This is a genomic window from Delftia sp. WSY_7 (assembly GCF_043104845.1).
GTDB classification, from domain to species: domain Bacteria; phylum Pseudomonadota; class Gammaproteobacteria; order Burkholderiales; family Burkholderiaceae_C; genus Comamonas; species Comamonas tsuruhatensis.
Genome location: NZ_JBICLB010000033.1, coordinates 538,328 through 553,435, shown reverse-complemented (window position 1 = coordinate 553,435; position 15,108 = coordinate 538,328). Strand labels below are relative to the sequence as shown.

12 protein-coding genes are annotated in these 15,108 nt (G+C 64.5%); 11 read left to right on the top strand and 1 reads right to left on the bottom strand.

Annotation, left to right across the window (positions count from 1 at the left end; genetic code table 11):
• Positions 1 to 18 precede the first annotated feature (18 nt).
• A complete protein-coding gene (locus tag ACF8ME_RS14620) occupies positions 19 to 1,035 on the bottom strand; it encodes an AraC family transcriptional regulator (protein WP_392417119.1) in 1,017 nt (338 codons plus the stop codon).
• A 187-nt stretch (positions 1,036 to 1,222) separates the two neighbouring features.
• On the opposite strand from ACF8ME_RS14620, the gene ACF8ME_RS14615 reads away from it, so the two are divergent.
• The 11 genes from ACF8ME_RS14615 to ACF8ME_RS14565 all read left to right on the top strand — a co-directional run bounded on the left by ACF8ME_RS14615 (position 1,223) and on the right by ACF8ME_RS14565 (position 15,059).
• Positions 1,223 to 2,935, top strand: a complete 1,713-nt coding sequence (locus ACF8ME_RS14615; protein ID WP_392417117.1) for a carboxylesterase/lipase family protein — start codon at positions 1,223 to 1,225, stop codon at positions 2,933 to 2,935.
• Positions 2,936 to 3,013: 78 nt separating this feature from the next.
• On the top strand, positions 3,014 to 4,849 hold the full coding sequence (locus ACF8ME_RS14610; RefSeq protein ID WP_392417115.1) for a CocE/NonD family hydrolase: 1,836 nt from the start codon (positions 3,014 to 3,016) through the stop codon (positions 4,847 to 4,849).
• Positions 4,850 to 4,960: 111 nt separating this feature from the next.
• Positions 4,961 to 6,598, top strand: a complete 1,638-nt coding sequence (locus ACF8ME_RS14605; RefSeq protein WP_016446749.1) for a 3-(methylthio)propionyl-CoA ligase — start codon at positions 4,961 to 4,963, stop codon at positions 6,596 to 6,598.
• Between the two features lie 170 nt (positions 6,599 to 6,768).
• Positions 6,769 to 8,004 (top strand): branched-chain amino acid ABC transporter substrate-binding protein, encoded by a 1,236-nt coding sequence (locus ACF8ME_RS14600; protein WP_016452910.1) that lies wholly within the window; start codon positions 6,769 to 6,771, stop codon positions 8,002 to 8,004.
• A gap of 241 nt (positions 8,005 to 8,245) precedes the next feature.
• Positions 8,246 to 9,481 (top strand): branched-chain amino acid ABC transporter substrate-binding protein, encoded by a 1,236-nt coding sequence (locus tag ACF8ME_RS14595; RefSeq protein WP_043790376.1) that lies wholly within the window; start codon positions 8,246 to 8,248, stop codon positions 9,479 to 9,481.
• A 52-nt stretch (positions 9,482 to 9,533) separates the two neighbouring features.
• The gene (locus tag ACF8ME_RS14590) at positions 9,534 to 10,487 is read left to right on the top strand and encodes a branched-chain amino acid ABC transporter permease (RefSeq protein ID WP_017405244.1); all 954 of its coding nucleotides are present in this window, start codon (positions 9,534 to 9,536) and stop codon (positions 10,485 to 10,487) included.
• A gap of 4 nt (positions 10,488 to 10,491) precedes the next feature.
• Complete coding sequence (locus ACF8ME_RS14585) at positions 10,492 to 11,856, top strand: branched-chain amino acid ABC transporter permease (protein WP_017405243.1); 1,365 nt, start codon at positions 10,492 to 10,494, stop codon at positions 11,854 to 11,856.
• Between the two features lie 3 nt (positions 11,857 to 11,859).
• Positions 11,860 to 12,687 (top strand): ABC transporter ATP-binding protein, encoded by an 828-nt coding sequence (locus ACF8ME_RS14580; protein ID WP_012205149.1) that lies wholly within the window; start codon positions 11,860 to 11,862, stop codon positions 12,685 to 12,687.
• Positions 12,688 to 12,697: 10 nt separating this feature from the next.
• A complete protein-coding gene (locus ACF8ME_RS14575) occupies positions 12,698 to 13,393 on the top strand; it encodes an ABC transporter ATP-binding protein (protein WP_061287574.1) in 696 nt (231 codons plus the stop codon).
• 99 nt (positions 13,394 to 13,492) lie between these two features.
• Positions 13,493 to 13,921 carry an SPASM domain-containing protein gene (locus ACF8ME_RS14570; RefSeq protein WP_392417112.1) on the top strand — a complete coding sequence of 143 codons (429 nt, stop codon included), beginning with the start codon at positions 13,493 to 13,495 and terminating at the stop codon, positions 13,919 to 13,921.
• Positions 13,914 to 15,059 carry a radical SAM protein gene (locus ACF8ME_RS14565; protein ID WP_128422615.1) on the top strand — a complete coding sequence of 382 codons (1,146 nt, stop codon included), beginning with the start codon at positions 13,914 to 13,916 and terminating at the stop codon, positions 15,057 to 15,059. The genes ACF8ME_RS14570 and ACF8ME_RS14565 overlap by 8 nt, the downstream gene beginning before the upstream one ends.
• The last annotated feature ends 49 nt before the right edge of the window (positions 15,060 to 15,108 follow it).

Here is a 15,108-nt window from a genome sequence, read left to right as displayed (position 1 = left end):
CGCATTCACCGCATGCATTCACGCACGCAGTTGCTGCCGGTACTGGCCCGGCGGCATGCCGAACCATCGGCGGCAGGCGCGAAAGAGGTTGCTCTGGTCCACGAAGCCCAGCAGGTCGGCCACCTCGGCCAGGCTGTGGCGCGGCTCGCCCAGGTACTGCCGGGCCAGCTCGCGGCGGGTGTCATCCAGCAATTGCTGGTAGCTGGTGCTCTCGGCCTGCAGGCGGCGCTGCAAGGTACGGTCGGTCAGGCCCAGCACTGCGGCCACTTCCTCGCGGCGCGGCTCGCCCTGGGGCAGCAGGCGCGCAATCTCATGGCGCACGCGGGCGCCCACGCCGGCCTGGCCCAGCTGATCCAGCTCGGACTCGACCAGTTTTTCGTGCAGGGCCAGCAGTTCGGGGTTGTGCGTCGGGATGGGCGCGAGCAGGTCGTCTTGCGACAGCAGGAAGCGGTTGGCGCGCTCGCCAAAGCGCGGCAGCAGGCCGAAGGCCTGTCGGTAGCGGGCCTCGTGCAGGGGCAAGGGCGCCTGGGCCATGAATTCCACGGCCAGCGGCTGGACTTCGCGCCGCGTCAGCCAGCTGCACAGCACCAGCAGCGTGAGCACGGCGAACTCCACGCGCTGGCGCGGCACGGCGCGCGTGGCGCCGATGTGGTGTATGGACAGCCAGTGGCCGCGCGCATCGCGCTCCAGCGTGAAGGCGGTGGCGTCCGAGATCACGGCCATGTGGCGCTCCAGGTCACGAAAGCCCGCCAGCAGGTGCGGGCTCGAAGCCAGCGAGTAGCCCACCAGGTCGATGTTGCCGTGGCGCGCGGCCAGCTGCCGGTCCAGGCCCAGCGTGGGATTGGCCGACTGCGCCACTGCCAGCTCCCACAGCCGGCTCACGCGGTCCACATCGATGCGGGTCTGCGAATGCTGCAGTGCGGCAAGGTCGATGTTGGCCTCCTCACTCAGCCTTTCCACGGCCAGCCCCTCGGCGGCCATCATGTCCAGGATGCCCCGCACCCATGCGGCGGAGCTGCTGCGCTGCGTTGTCATGGCCGGGTTTTCCTGGGCCGTCCGGGGCGCCTTTTGCGTTCTGAAGTCACTTTTTTGGCTTGGTTGCGATAGCGGCGTGCGGGCGCGCTGTTCCTAGAATTTTTGCAGCGCGGCGAACGACTGCGCAGTGTGGCCCAAGGGCCGGGCACGGCCCATACGGGAAACCCCAAAATCATAGGAGACAAGCATGCGCACAGGACAGCGGTGGATGGCTGGCGGCATACGCCTGGCCGTGGCTTCAATGGCCTTGTGGCTCGCGGCCTGCGGCGGCTCGGGCGGCGGCGGCCCCGAGCTGCGCGAGACGGCCTACGGCCCCTTGCGTGGCGTGGACGACGGCGCCGCCACGGGCACCTATTACTGGAAGGGCGTGCCCTTTGCCCAGGCGCCCGTGGGCGCGCTGCGCTGGCAGCCGCCGGCCGAGCCCAAGGCCTGGGAGGGCGTGCGCGAGGCGCGCCAGTTCGGCAATGCCTGCCTGCAGATCGGGCGCATGTACGGCCCGGGCGCCAACAACCGCTTCGACGACACCATTGCCTCCACCCTGGGCCAGCCCGTGGGCAGCGAGGACTGCCTGACGCTCAACATCTGGCGCCCGGCCAGCGGCGCCGAGAAGCTGCCGGTGCTGGTGTTCATCCACGGCGGCAGCGCCATCTCGGGCTATACGGCCGATCCGCTGTATGACGGCGCGGCCCTGGCACGCGCCGCCAATGCCGTGGTGGTGACGGCCAACTACCGGCTGGACATCCTGGGCTACATGCACATGCCGCAGATGCAGGCCGGCGCGCCGGCCACGGGCAACTTCGCGCTGCTGGACAATCTGCAGGCGTTGCGTTTTGTGCAGCGCAATATCGCGGGCTTTGGCGGTGATCCGGGCAATGTCACGCTCATGGGCCAGTCGGCGGGTGCCACCAATGTGCTGGCGCTGCTGGCGGCCGAGTCGGCGCGCGGCCTGTTCCACAGGCTGGTGCCCATCAGCGGCGGGCTGTCGCTGCCGTCCAACCTGCCGGCCGGCGTGCTGGCCACGCTCAAGCCGGCTTCGGCCTACGCCACCCAGTCCGCGCTGCTGCTGGCCCATCTGATGGTGGCCGATGGGCTGGCTGCCGATGTGGCGGCTGCGGCCACGGTGGCTGCCGGCTGGACACCGGCGCAGATTGCGGCCTACCTGCGCGGCAAGGATGCGCGCGTGCTGCTGCAGACCCTGGTGGCCAAGGGCCTGACGGGCGCGGGGCCGATTCCCGACGGCCTGCTGCTGCCCCCCGACCCCATGGCCGCGCTGGCTGCGGGCCAGTACAACCGCATGCCCGTGATGGCCGGCTACACGGCCGAGGAGGGCAAGCTGTTCGCGCCCCTGCTGGCTGCGCTGGGCGGCAAGCCGGGCTTCAGGATCGATGATGCGGCGCGCTTTCGCATGATGCAGTCCTTCGACGCGCAGTCGCCCAACGCGCCGGGCCTGGCCGACATCATCGATGCCGCCTACCTGCCCGTCGATACGCCGGTCACCGGCTACAACGCCCGCATGGCGCAGCTGACCCATCTGTTCGCCGATCCCAGCCGCGACCAGTTGCTCAATACGCTGCGCACCCGGCAGGCCGAGGTCTGGAGCTACCGCTTCGACTGGGCGCGCCAGCCCGCGCCCTGGAACACGGTCTACGGTGCGGCCCATGCGTTCGATCTGCCGTTTCTCTTCGGCAACTTCGGGCCATCCGTGTTCTCCCGCGTGACCAACAGCACGGCCAATGCACCGGGGCGGCTGGCGCTGTCGAACGCCATGATGGCCAGCCTCAAGGCCTTCATGCAGACGGGCGACCCGCAGAACGCGGCCCTGGGCCAGACATGGAAGCCCTGGCCGTCCAGCCTGATCTTTGATGCCGAGCCGGGCGCGACCAGCATCCGGGTGCAGTGAGCGAGTAGATGAGCGAGCAGGGGCTTGCCGCGGCAAGCCCCACGAGATAGCCAACAACAACGAAGGAGACAGGTACCCATGACAGCCAAGACCGTTTTCACACAGGCCTGGCGCTGGCCGCTGGCGGGGGCCATTGCCGCCGCCGCCGTGGGCCTGGCCGCCTGCGGAGGGGGATCGTCGGGCATGCCCGCGCCCATGGGGCCGGGCCAGCAATCGGGCTACATCACCCTGCCGGACGGCAGCAGGATGCGCTACTCGCTGCTGCTGCCCGAGGGACAGGGTCCGTTCCCGCTGCTGGTCGAGTACGACGGCTATATCTCGGGCTCGTACCCCAACATCAGCAGTCCCTGGACCAAGGAAGGCTATGCGGTCATGGGGCTGAACGTGCCGGGCACGGGCTGCTCCACGGGGGACGACAAGGTGTTTGACGCCAGCGTAGGTGCGGCCGGAGCCTTCGCCATCGAGTGGGCCGGGCGGCAGGCCTGGTCCAACGGCCGCATCGGCATGATCGGCTACTCGTACTCGGGCTACAACCAGCTGTGGGTGGCGGCGCACCGACCCAAGGGGCTGATGGCCATCACGCCCAGCAAGAATGTGGGCGATCCCTACCGCGACGTGGGCTATCCGGGCGGCATTGCCAACATCGGCTTTCCGGCGCAGTGGTGGAACGGCTTCCCGCGCATCTGGCGCACGGCCGCCGACCTGGCGGCGAAGAACGGCGGCGACACGGAATGCGCCAAGACCGTGGCCGACAACATCGAGAAGATCAAGCGGCCCGAGCTGGATCTGATCAAGTGGCTGGACAACCCCTATGCCGATGGCCTGTACCTGGAGCGCAGCGCCATGCTGCAAAGCGGCAAGATCAATATCCCCACGCTGGGCACGCAGTCCTGGCAGGACGAGCAGATCGGCCCGCGCTCGGGCTACTACGAGGACACCATTGCGCCCGACAGGATGTGGCTGGTCAGCTCCAACGGCGACCACCACACGAACATCACCTCGGACCATATCGACCAGACGCTGAAGCGCTTCCTGGCGCGCTTCGTCAAGGGCGAGGACAACGGCTTCGACAAGGAGCCGCGCGTGCGCCTGCTGCAGGAGATGCAGACCACGGACGCCAAGGCCCCCAATGGCGGCGCCAAGCTCATGCCCACGGGCGAGGCACGGTTTGACCGGCTGCCTGTCCAGGTCAAGCCCCTGCGCCTGTTGATGCAGCCCGGCCAGGCGCTGGGCGACAGTGCACCCACCTCAGGCACGGCTTCGTCCAGCTACCGCTATCCGGCCCTGAGTCCGCAGGTGAACAACCCGGCGGCCGAAGGCTGGCCCGCCGTGCCCGCGTCGGAAAAGGATGGCCAGCTGGTCTTCACCACGGCAGCCCTGCCGCAGGACCTGAGCTTCTATGGCGAAGGCTCGGCCGACCTGTGGCTCAGCGCCACGGCCGCCAACACCGACATCCAGGTCACCGTGTCCGAGGTGCGGCCGGACGGGCAGGAGATGTTCGTGCAGCGTGGCTGGCTGCGTGCGTCCAAGCGTGCCCTGGACACGGCGCGCTCCACGACGCTGAGGCCGTGGGGCGCGTTCACGCGGGACAAGGACGTGCCCATGGTGTCGGGCAAGCCCGAACTGTTGCGCGTAGAGATCCAGAAATTCGCGCATGTGTTCCGCGCCGGCTCAAGCATTCGCGTGACAGTGGATTCGCCATCGCAGACCGGATACTGGATCTTCGGCAACGACAAGACGCCGTCCACGAACACGCTGTGGCATGACGCGGCGCATGCCTCCAGCATCGTCCTAGGGTATATCCCATACGAGCATGCGAAGACGCTGCCGAGTTGCGACAAGACAATGCGTCAACCATGCCGGAAAAACGATGCGCCTGTCCCTGCGGGGATCGGACCCAGGGCGCCGGCCTGAGCCACCCTCCATGCGGGCAGCGGCATCGCGCACCAGGGCCTTGGCCTTGCGCGAATCCGCGGTCCGCAGTTCACGACGTTCACGAAGTTCAATCACCTTAGGAGCCTATAGATGCTGGGTCTGATGCAAAGCCAACCACTGTTGATCTCGTCGCTGATCGATTTCGCCGACCGCCACCATGGCGATGCGCAGATCGTCTCGCGCAGGGTGGAGGGCGATATCCATCGCTATACGTACCGCGACCTGGCACGGCGCTCGCGCCAGCTGGCGAACACGCTGGACGGCCTGGGCCTGCAGCCTGGCGACCGCGTGGCGTCGCTGGCCTGGAACGGCTACCGCCACATGGAGATGTACTTCGGCGTCAGCGGCTCGGGCCGCGTGCTGCACACGGTCAATCCTCGCCTGCACCCCGACCAGGTGGCGTGGATCATCAACCACGCGGAAGACCGCGTCATGTGCTTTGACCTGACCTTCCTGCCCATCATCCAGGCCGTGCATGCCAAGTGCCCCACGGTGCGCCAGTGGGTGGCGCTGTGCGATGCGGACCGCCTGCCTGCCGACAGCGGCGTTCCGGGCCTGGTCAGCTACGAGGCCTGGATTGCCGGCCAGTCCGACCAGTACCAGTGGCCCGAATTCGACGAGAACACGGCCTCCAGCATGTGCTACACCAGCGGCACCACGGGCAACCCGAAGGCGGTGCTCTACAGCCACCGCTCCACCACGCTGCACGCCTACGCGGCCGCGCTGCCCGATGTGATGTGCATATCGGCGCGTGACTCGGTGCTGCCCGTCGTGCCCATGTTCCACGTCAACGCCTGGGGCATTCCCTACTCGGCCGCGCTCACGGGCTGCAAGCTGGTGTTCCCCGGCCCGGCGCTGGACGGCAAGTCGCTGTACGAGCTGATCGAGGCCGAGGGCGTCACCTACGCGGCCGGCGTGCCCACGGTCTGGCAGATGCTGCTGGGCCACATCAGGCCGGGCGGCCTGCGGTTTTCCACGCTCAAGCGCACGGTCATCGGCGGCTCGGCCTGCCCGCCGGCCATGATCACGGCCTTCCAGGACGAGTTCGGCGTGGAGGTGCTGCATGCCTGGGGCATGACCGAGATGAGCCCGCTGGGCACGCTGTGCACGCTCAAGAACAAGCAGCTGCAGCTGCCCAAGGACGAGCAGATGAAGATCCTGCAAAAGCAGGGCCGCGCCATCTACGGCGTGGACATGCGCATCGTGGGCAGCGATGGAACGGACCAGCCCTGGGACGGCAAGAGCTACGGCGACCTGCTGGTGCGCGGCCCCTGGATCGTGGACAGCTACTTCAAGGGCGAAAGCCCGCTCATCAAGGATGCGCAGGGCCGCGGCTGGTTCCCCACGGGTGACGTGGCCACCATCGACCCGGACGGCTTCATGCAGATCACCGACCGCAGCAAGGACGTGATCAAGTCCGGCGGCGAATGGATCAGCTCCATCGACATCGAGAACATCGCCATGGCCCATCCGGCCGTGGCCATGGCCGCCTGCATCGGCATGCCGCATCCCAAGTGGGACGAGCGCCCCATCGTCGCCGTGGCGAAGAGGCCCGGTGCCGAGGTCACGCGCGAGGAACTGCTCAAGTTCTACGAGGGCAAGACCGCCAAGTGGCAGATCCCCGACGACGTGGTCTTCGTCGATGCCATTCCGCTGGGCGCCACCGGAAAAATGCTCAAGACCCGGTTGCGCGAGCAACTGGCCGGCTACCGGCTGCCGGGGCTGTGAGCCGCTGCGGGCCAGCCGCCGTGCCAGGGCATGCGGGGGCATGTGCTGATAGGGGCGGCCGGTCCGAGTCTCGTCGGCGATAGCCGCTAGGGGCAATCACCGATCGGTGCGGGGCAAGGGGACCATTACCCTGAGCCTCGCCCAGAAACCACCACAAGAGGAGACGCTTCATGAAGTTTGCGATCAAGGCATTGACGGCATCCCTGGCCCTGGCTTGCGCCACGGGCGCCATGGCCCAGAAGGGCGAGACGGTGAAGGTTGCGTGGATCGACCCGCTGTCCGGCCTCATGGCCGCGCTGGGTTCCAACCAGCTCAAGAGCCTGCAGTACATCGCCGAGGAGCTCAACAAGGGCACGGCCTCGGGTGTGAAGTTCGAGATCATCGGCATCGACAACAAGCTCAGCCCGCAGGAAACCACGGCGGCCCTGCGCTCGGCCATGGACCAGGGCGTGCGCTACGTCTTCCAGGGCAATGGCTCGGGCCCGGCCCTGGCCATCATGGACGCACTGGAAAAGCACAACGCGCGCAACAAGGGCAAGGAAGTCGTCTACCTGAACTATGCGGCGGTGGACCCGGACCTGACCAACAGCAAGTGCAGCTACTGGCACTTCCGCCTGGATGCCGACACCTCCATGAAGATGGAGGCCCTGACCACGTACATGAAGGACGTGCCCGAGGTCAAGAAGGTCTACCTGATCAACCAGAACTACTCGCATGGCCAGCAGGTCTCCAAATACGCCAAGGAGATGCTCAAGCGCAAGCGCCCCGATGTGGAGATCGTGGGCGACGACTTCTCGCCGCTGGCCCAGGTGCGCGACTTCGCCCCCTACATCGCCAAGATCAAGCAATCGGGCGCCGACTCGGTGATCACGGGCAACTGGGGCTCGGACCTGGCGCTGCTGATCAAGGCCGCCAGCGACGCGGGCCTGAACAACGTCAAGTTCTATACCTACTACGCCATTGCCACGGGCGCGCCCACGGCCATGGGCGCGGCCGCCGCCGACAAGGTCTACATGGTGGGCTACGGCCACCTGAACCTGCCCGGCCCGCTGGACCGCATCACCAAGGGCTACAAGGCCAAGTTCAACGACGACATGTACACGGGCTCGCTGTACTCGGGCCTGACCATGCTGGACCAGGCCTTCCTGCGCGCCAAGACCACGGACCCGGCCAAGGTGGCGGCCACCATGGAGGGCATGAAGTTCAACAGCCTCAACGGCGAAGTGGAGATGCGCAAGACCGACCACCAGCTGCAGCAGGGCCTGTTCATCTCGCGCTGGGAAAAGGCCGGCGGCAAGTACCCGATGGACTCGGAGAACACCGGCTACACCTTTGTGCCCGTGAAATATTACGAGCCCTATGTGGCCAGTACCCCCACCTCATGCCAGATGAAGCGTCCTTCATGACGCCCAGGCAGGCAGGCTGACTTCGCAAGGGGCGCGAGGCGCCCCTTTCTTTTGCCTGAAATCGGTCAAAACACGGGTTCATGGGCTGATCGATGCCGATCTGTCGCCAATGTGTCCCGGACTGCGGCGAAGTCGCATGCGCGATAGTTTCTAAGGCATTCCCCGAAGGGAAATTGTCATTCAGGCGTTAGTCTGGCGCCAATACAGATATCCGAATCAACCGGAAAAAGGAGACAGAAAAATGAAGTGGATCGTGCATTCGGTGGCCGCCTCGGCCATGCTGGCCTGTGCCTCGGGCGCCTGGGCGCAAAAGGGCGAGACGGTGAAGATCGGCTGGATCGACCCGCTGTCGGGCCTGATGGCCGCCGTGGGCACGAACCAGCTCAAGACCTTCCAGCTGATGGCCGAGGAGTTCAACAAGAAAAATGCCTCGGGCGTGAAGTTCGAGATCATCCCGCTGGACAACAAGCTCAGCCCGCAGGAGACCACGGCCGTGCTGCGCTCGGCCATGGACCAGGGCGCACGCTACGTGGTGCAGGGCAACGGCTCGGGCCCGGCCCTGGCCATCATGGATGCGCTGGAAAAGCACAACGCGCGCAACAAGGGCAAGGAAGTCGTCTACCTCAACTACGCGGCCGTGGACCCGGACCTGACCAACAGCAAGTGCAGCTACTGGCACTTCCGCCTGGATGCGGACACCTCCATGAAGATGGAAGCGCTGACGACCTATATGAAGGACGTGCCCGAGGTCAAGAAGGTCTACCTGATCAACCAGAACTACTCGCACGGCCAGCAGGTCTCCAAGTACGCCAAGGAAATGCTCAAGGCCAAGCGGCCCGACGTGCAGGTGGTGGGCGATGACTTCGCGCCGCTGGCCCAGGTGCGCGACTTCGCACCCTACATCGCCAAGATCAAGCAATCGGGCGCCGATACGGTGATCACGGGCAACTGGGGCTCGGACCTGTCGCTGCTGCTCAAGGCGGCCAATGACGCGGGCCTGAACAACGTCAAGTTCTACACCTACTACGCCTTCGGCTCGGGCTCGCCCACGGCCATGGGCGCGGCGTCCGACGGCAAGGTCTACACCGTGGGCTACGGCCACTACAACATGGGGGGGGCCATCCAGCCGCTGATGGCCGAGTTCAAGAAGAAGATGAACGACGACCTCACGCAAAGCTCGATCTACCACGTTTTCGCGCTGCTGGATGCGGCCTTTGCCAAGACCGGCGGCACCGACCCCGTCAAGGTGGCAGCCGCGCTGGAGGGCATGAAGCTCAAGAGCTTCAACGGCGAAGTGGAGATGCGCAAGACCGACCACCAGCTGCAGCAGGGCCTGTACATCACGCGCTGGGAAAAGGCCGGCGGCAAGAACCCCTATGACGCCGAGAACACGGGCTACACCTTCGCCCCGGTGAAGTACTACGAGCCCTACGTGGCCAGCACGCCCACGTCCTGCCAGATGAAGCGCCCGTCCTGAGACCGGCACGCACCGCTTCCTGTCCCCAACGCACCGAAACCAAGGCCTTTCGATGACGCTTGAGTTCTTCACCATATCGCTGCTCAACGGCGTGAGCTATGGACTGCTGCTGTTCATGCTCAGCTCGGGGCTGACGCTGATCTTCAGCATGATGGGCGTGCTCAACTTCGCCCACACCAGCTTCTACATGCTGGGCGCGTACTTCGGATACACGCTCAGCGGCATCATCGGCTTCTGGGGCGCGCTGTTCGTCGCGCCCCTGCTGGTGGGCGCGCTGGGCGCCATGTTCGAGCGCTACAGCCTGCGCCGCGTGCACAAGTACGGCCATGTGCCAGAACTGCTCGTGACCTTCGGCCTGTCCTACCTCATCCTCGAGGTGGTGCAGCTGGTCTGGGGCCGGGGCACCGTGCCCTACGGCCTGCCGCCCGCGCTGCAGGGCCCGCTGTTCACGCTGTACGGCACGCAGTTCCCGCGCTCGCGCTCCTTCGTGATGCTGGTGGCAATGCTGATGCTGGTGGCCGTCTGGCTGCTGCTGACGCGCACGCGCATCGGCCTGGTCATCCAGGCCGCGCTCAAGAACCCCGAGATGGTGGAGGCGCTGGGCCACAACGTGCCGCGCGTGTTCATGATGGTGTTCGGCGGCGGCTGCGCGCTGGCGGGGCTGGCCGGCGTGATCGGCGGCAACACGTATGTGACCGAGCCGGCCATGGCCATGTCGGTCGGCTCCATCATCTTCGTGGTGGTGGTGGTCGGCGGCATGGGCTCGCTGGCGGGGGCCTTCGTGGCCTCGCTGCTGATCGGCGTCGTGCAGACCTTTGCCGTGGCCATCGACTGGTCGCTGGCCAGCCTGCTGACCTCGCTGGGCAGCCCGGTCGGCGAGCAGACCTTCGGCTGGCCGCTGCTCAAGCTCACCATTTCCCAGGTCGCGCCCATCCTGCCCTACCTGTTCCTGGTGCTGATCCTCATCTTCCGGCCCAAGGGCCTCCTGGGCACGCGGGGAGATTGACACCATGTCCTCGATCACCAAAACGACCATGACATCCACTGCCGCAAAAGGCGCTTCGGGCGCTTCAGGGGCTGCGGGCGCGGGGCGCCACTACAGCTTCCAGCCGCTCAACATCGGCCGCATCCTGATCTGGGGCGCCTTCGCCCTGGCGCTGATCGTCGCGCCGCTGGTGTTCACCAGCAGCCTGGCGCTGACCATGCTCAGCCAGATCGGCTATCTCATCATCATCTGCCTGTCCTACAACATCCTGCTGGGGCAGGGCGGCATGCTGAGCTTCGGCCATGCGGTCTACACGGGGCTGGGCTCGTTCATCGCCATCCATGCGATGAACCGGGCCAGCTCCGGCGACTGGGGCATTCCGCTGGTGCTGATTCCCGTCATCGGCGGCCTGGGCGGCATGTTCTTCGCGGCCCTGCTGGGCTATGTGACCACCAAGAAGTCGGGCACCACCTTCGCCATGATCACCATGGGCATCGGCGAGCTGGTGGCGTCCATGGCGCTGATGTTCCCCGAGTTCTTCGGGGGCGAGGGCGGCATCACCACCGACCGCGTCTACGGCAAGCCCTTCTTCGGGCTGACCTTCGGCTCGGGCATGGAGGTGTACTACCTGATCGCCGCCTACTGCTTCGTCTGCACGGCCGCCATGTTCGCCTTCACGGGCACGCCGCTGGGGCGCATGCTCAACGCCGTGCGCGACAACCCCGAGCGCGTGGAGTTCGTGGGCTACAACACGCAGCGCGTGCGCTACTTCGCCTTCATCATCGCGGGCTTCTTCGCGGGCGTGGGCGGGGGGCTTGCGGCCATCAACTTCGAGATCATCACGGCCATGGACAGCGTGAGCGTCATGCGCTCGGGCTCGTACCTGCTGTTCACCTTCCTGGGCGGCGCCACCTTCTTCTTCGGGCCCATCATCGGCGCCGTGCTGCTGGTGCTGGCCTCGGTGCTGCTGTCGGAGCTGACCAAGGCCTGGCTGCTGTACCTGGGTCTGGTGTTCCTGCTGATGGTGATGTATGCGCCCGGTGGCGTTGCCAGCCTGATCATGATGAACCTGCGCGTGGCGCGGTTCGGCAAATGGCGCCGGCTGGCCCAGCCCTACCTGGCCATCGCCGCCAGCGCCCTGGTCATGATCGTGGGCGGCGCCGCCATCGTCGAGATGATCTACCACCTGCAGCTCAATGCGGCCCTGGGTTCCCAGGTCTCGTTCATGGGCGTGCAGCTCGATACCAGCTCGGCCTCCACCTGGACCGTGGCCGTTGCCGTCTTCGTCGTGGGCCTGGGCCTGCTGGAAGTGGCCCGGCGCTGGTGCCTGCGCCGCTGGGAGCGCATCCAGGAAGAAATCGAAGAAGCCATCAAGCGCGGGGAGGGCTGAACCATGTCCAGCATTGCAATCGAACGTCCGGGCACCGCGGCCGCCGCCGCGGCTGGCGAGGCCACCTATGCGCTGGAGCTGCGCGACCTGTACAAGCGCTTCGGCAAGGCCGAGATCATCCGTGGCGCCCAGCTGGCCGTGAAGCCGGGCGAGCGCGTGGCCATCATCGGCCCCAACGGCGCGGGCAAGAGCACGCTGTTCAACCTGATCAGTGGCCGCTTCGAGCCCACCAGCGGCCAGGTGCTGCTCAACGGCCAGCGCATCGACGGCAAGAAGCCCTATGAAATCAACCGCATGGGGCTGTCGCGCAGCTTTCAGATCACCAACATCTTTCCCAAGCTCAGCGTTTTCGAGAACCTGCGCTGCAGCGTGCTGTGGAGCCTGGGCTACCGCTACAGCTGCTGGCGCTTCCTGTCGAAGCTGCGCGACGCCAATGCCCGCGCCGATGAGCTGATGGAGATGATCGGCCTGCACAGAAAGCGCGACACGCTGGCGGTGAACCTGACCTATGCCGAGCAGCGCGCGCTGGAGATCGGCATCACCATCGGCGGCGGCGCCGGCGTCATCCTGCTGGACGAACCCACGGCCGGCATGAGCAACAGCGAAACGGCCCACTTCATCCAGCTGATCAAGAAGGTCACCGAAGGCAAGACGCTGCTGACCGTGGAGCACGACATGGGCGTGGTCTTCGGCCTGGCCGACAAGATCGCCGTCGTGGTCTACGGCGAAGTCATCGCCTACGACACGCCCGAGGCCGTGCGTGCCAATCCGCGCGTGCAGGAGGCCTACCTGGGCTCGTCCGTGGCGGATCAACAAGCTGGTGCACATTGAGGAAGCGCGGATGCTGAACATCAACAACCTGCATGCCTACTACGGCAAAAGCCATGTGCTGCATGGCGTGGATTTCTCGGTGCAGCCCGGCGAGATCGTCGCGCTGCTGGGGCGCAACGGCTCGGGCCGCTCCACCACGGCCAAGGCCATCATGGGCCTGGTGCACTGGGAGGGCTCGCTGGACTGGAAGGGCCAGAGCCTGACTGGCAGAAAGGCCTACGAGATCGCTCACCTGGGCCTGGGCTACGTGCCCGAGAGCCGCGACGTGTTCCCCAATCTCACCGTGCACCAGAACCTGCTGCTGGGACAGAAGGGAAAGGGCCGGGACAGCCGCTGGGGCTTCGACGACATGTACGCCATGTTCCCGCGCCTGAAGGAGCGCCAGCACACCGAGGCCGGCGTGATGTCGGGCGGCGAGCAGCAGATGCTGACCCTGTGTCGCACGCTGATGGGCGACCCGGACCTGATCATCATCGACGAGCCCACCGAGGGCCTGGCTCCCAAGATCGTCGAGCTGGTGGGCGAGTACCTGCAAAAGATCAAGCAGCGCGGCGTGTCCGTGCTGCTGATCGAGCAAAAGCTCACCATTGCCATGAGCATCTCGGACCGAGCCCTGGTCATGGGTCATGGGCGCATCGTCTTCGACGGCACGCCCGACGGGCTGCGCGCCGATCAGAAGGTGCGCAAGGAGTGGCTGGAGGTTTAAGAAAATCGCCTTGCGCCGGGTCTTCAATTGACGGCTTATGATGGATTTTCTGAAATGACATCCCCATGTCTATCAGGTTAAATTTAAAGAATCGACATCATGCTTTCAATTGAAGACTTGAAAAAGCTGCACGATGAAGCCAAGGCGGTTGCAGTGGATAGATCAACGGCGGAACCGGCTGAATGCATATTCATACACCGGACAGCGGTAATCATGGCCGATGGAGAGGTCGTGACTTGTGCGAACATGTACGCTGAAAATGTGGGCTATCTGAAGAAGGATGTCAATTTTTCTTCGCTATGGAACAACGGGCGCATGCAGTCGGTGCGCGGCACGCTCAATACGGAAGAAGAATGGGAGCAATGCAAGAAATGCTGGTTTCGTGAAATCAGATATGCCGAACAGAGAAATATCTGGGCGAACTTTGGAGGGGAAAGAGCACAAGCTTCGCTGGCCAAGAAAGTTGAATATCAACCGATTGCCTGGGATTTCATAAAGGAGCAGGGGGAGAGAAATAAAAGTGAATAAAATCCGACCCCAGCTGAAGAATCTAGGATTGTTCCGTGTCAAAAAAGAGGATTTATACATAGAATTGGCGTTGCGCATCAAAAAGGCTCCCGTCAATCGATATGATTTCAGCAAACTGTATTTTTCAACCGGCATCCTGGGACGTTACAGCGAAGAGCGTGCCATTTGCTTTCGATTGCAAAACGTCCACCAGGTGGAGCGAATACGCGTATTGATTCCCGATGAAGCGCGTGAGGCGGGTTGGGTAAAGTTGCGGCTGGAAGCCTTTGTTCAGGGGCACGGAGAATTCGATGTGGTTTCCGCTGCACTTGTTCCTGAGGATGGAGACGAACTGTCAAGGCAGGCCTATCTGCTGGGGTTGAAGGAATGGGTTCGCGCCCAGGTGGTGCACAGTGAGTCTCGCCAGCTGGCACAGGTGCCGCATCTGCCAGAGTCCCTGAGTCTTGAACTGACTGCCGCATGCAATCTTCACTGCTCGCATTGCAGCAGCCATGGAGATGAGAATGAGCACCGCATGAACAATCGGCGCCCGGCTTTTTCGCAAGATGTGCTGGAGTCTCTGGCACATGAAGTTTTCCCCTATCTGACGTTGATCAACCTGGTGGGCAGGGGCGAGCCGAGCATGGTGTCCATGCCCCTGTGGAATCGTTTGTTCGAGTTGTGCGAGGCATACAACGTGCTGGTCACCTGCGTAACCAATGGGACATTTGTGAAGCAGCGGTTTGACGAACGAAAGATTCGCTGGGTGGATACGCTCACCTTTTCCATAGACGGGATCACGGACGAGGTTTTTGCCGCCAATCGCACAGGCGCCGATTTGCCTACATTCAAGAAAAATCTGGACTATTACCAAACGCTGCGTCGTGGATCTGATCTGCTTCGCCGGCCACGGCTTGGATTGTCCTGGACACTGAAGCGCAACAATATCCACGAGTTTCCGGATTTCATCCGTTTCGCCATCGAGTCCGAGGCCGACCTGCTGTATGTGCGCCATCTGTTGCTGTTTCGGCCAGAAGATGCGGAGCAGTCTCTGGTTGGCGAACCAGAGTTGTGCAACCACTATCTGTCAATAGGGTATGCCTTGTTGGAGGGGCAGCAAATCAAGCTTGACGTACCTCCGCTGGCCGTTGCGGCCTAGGCCTGCATAGGGAATTTCCGGGTGAGTTAGACCATGGTGAACAGGCTCC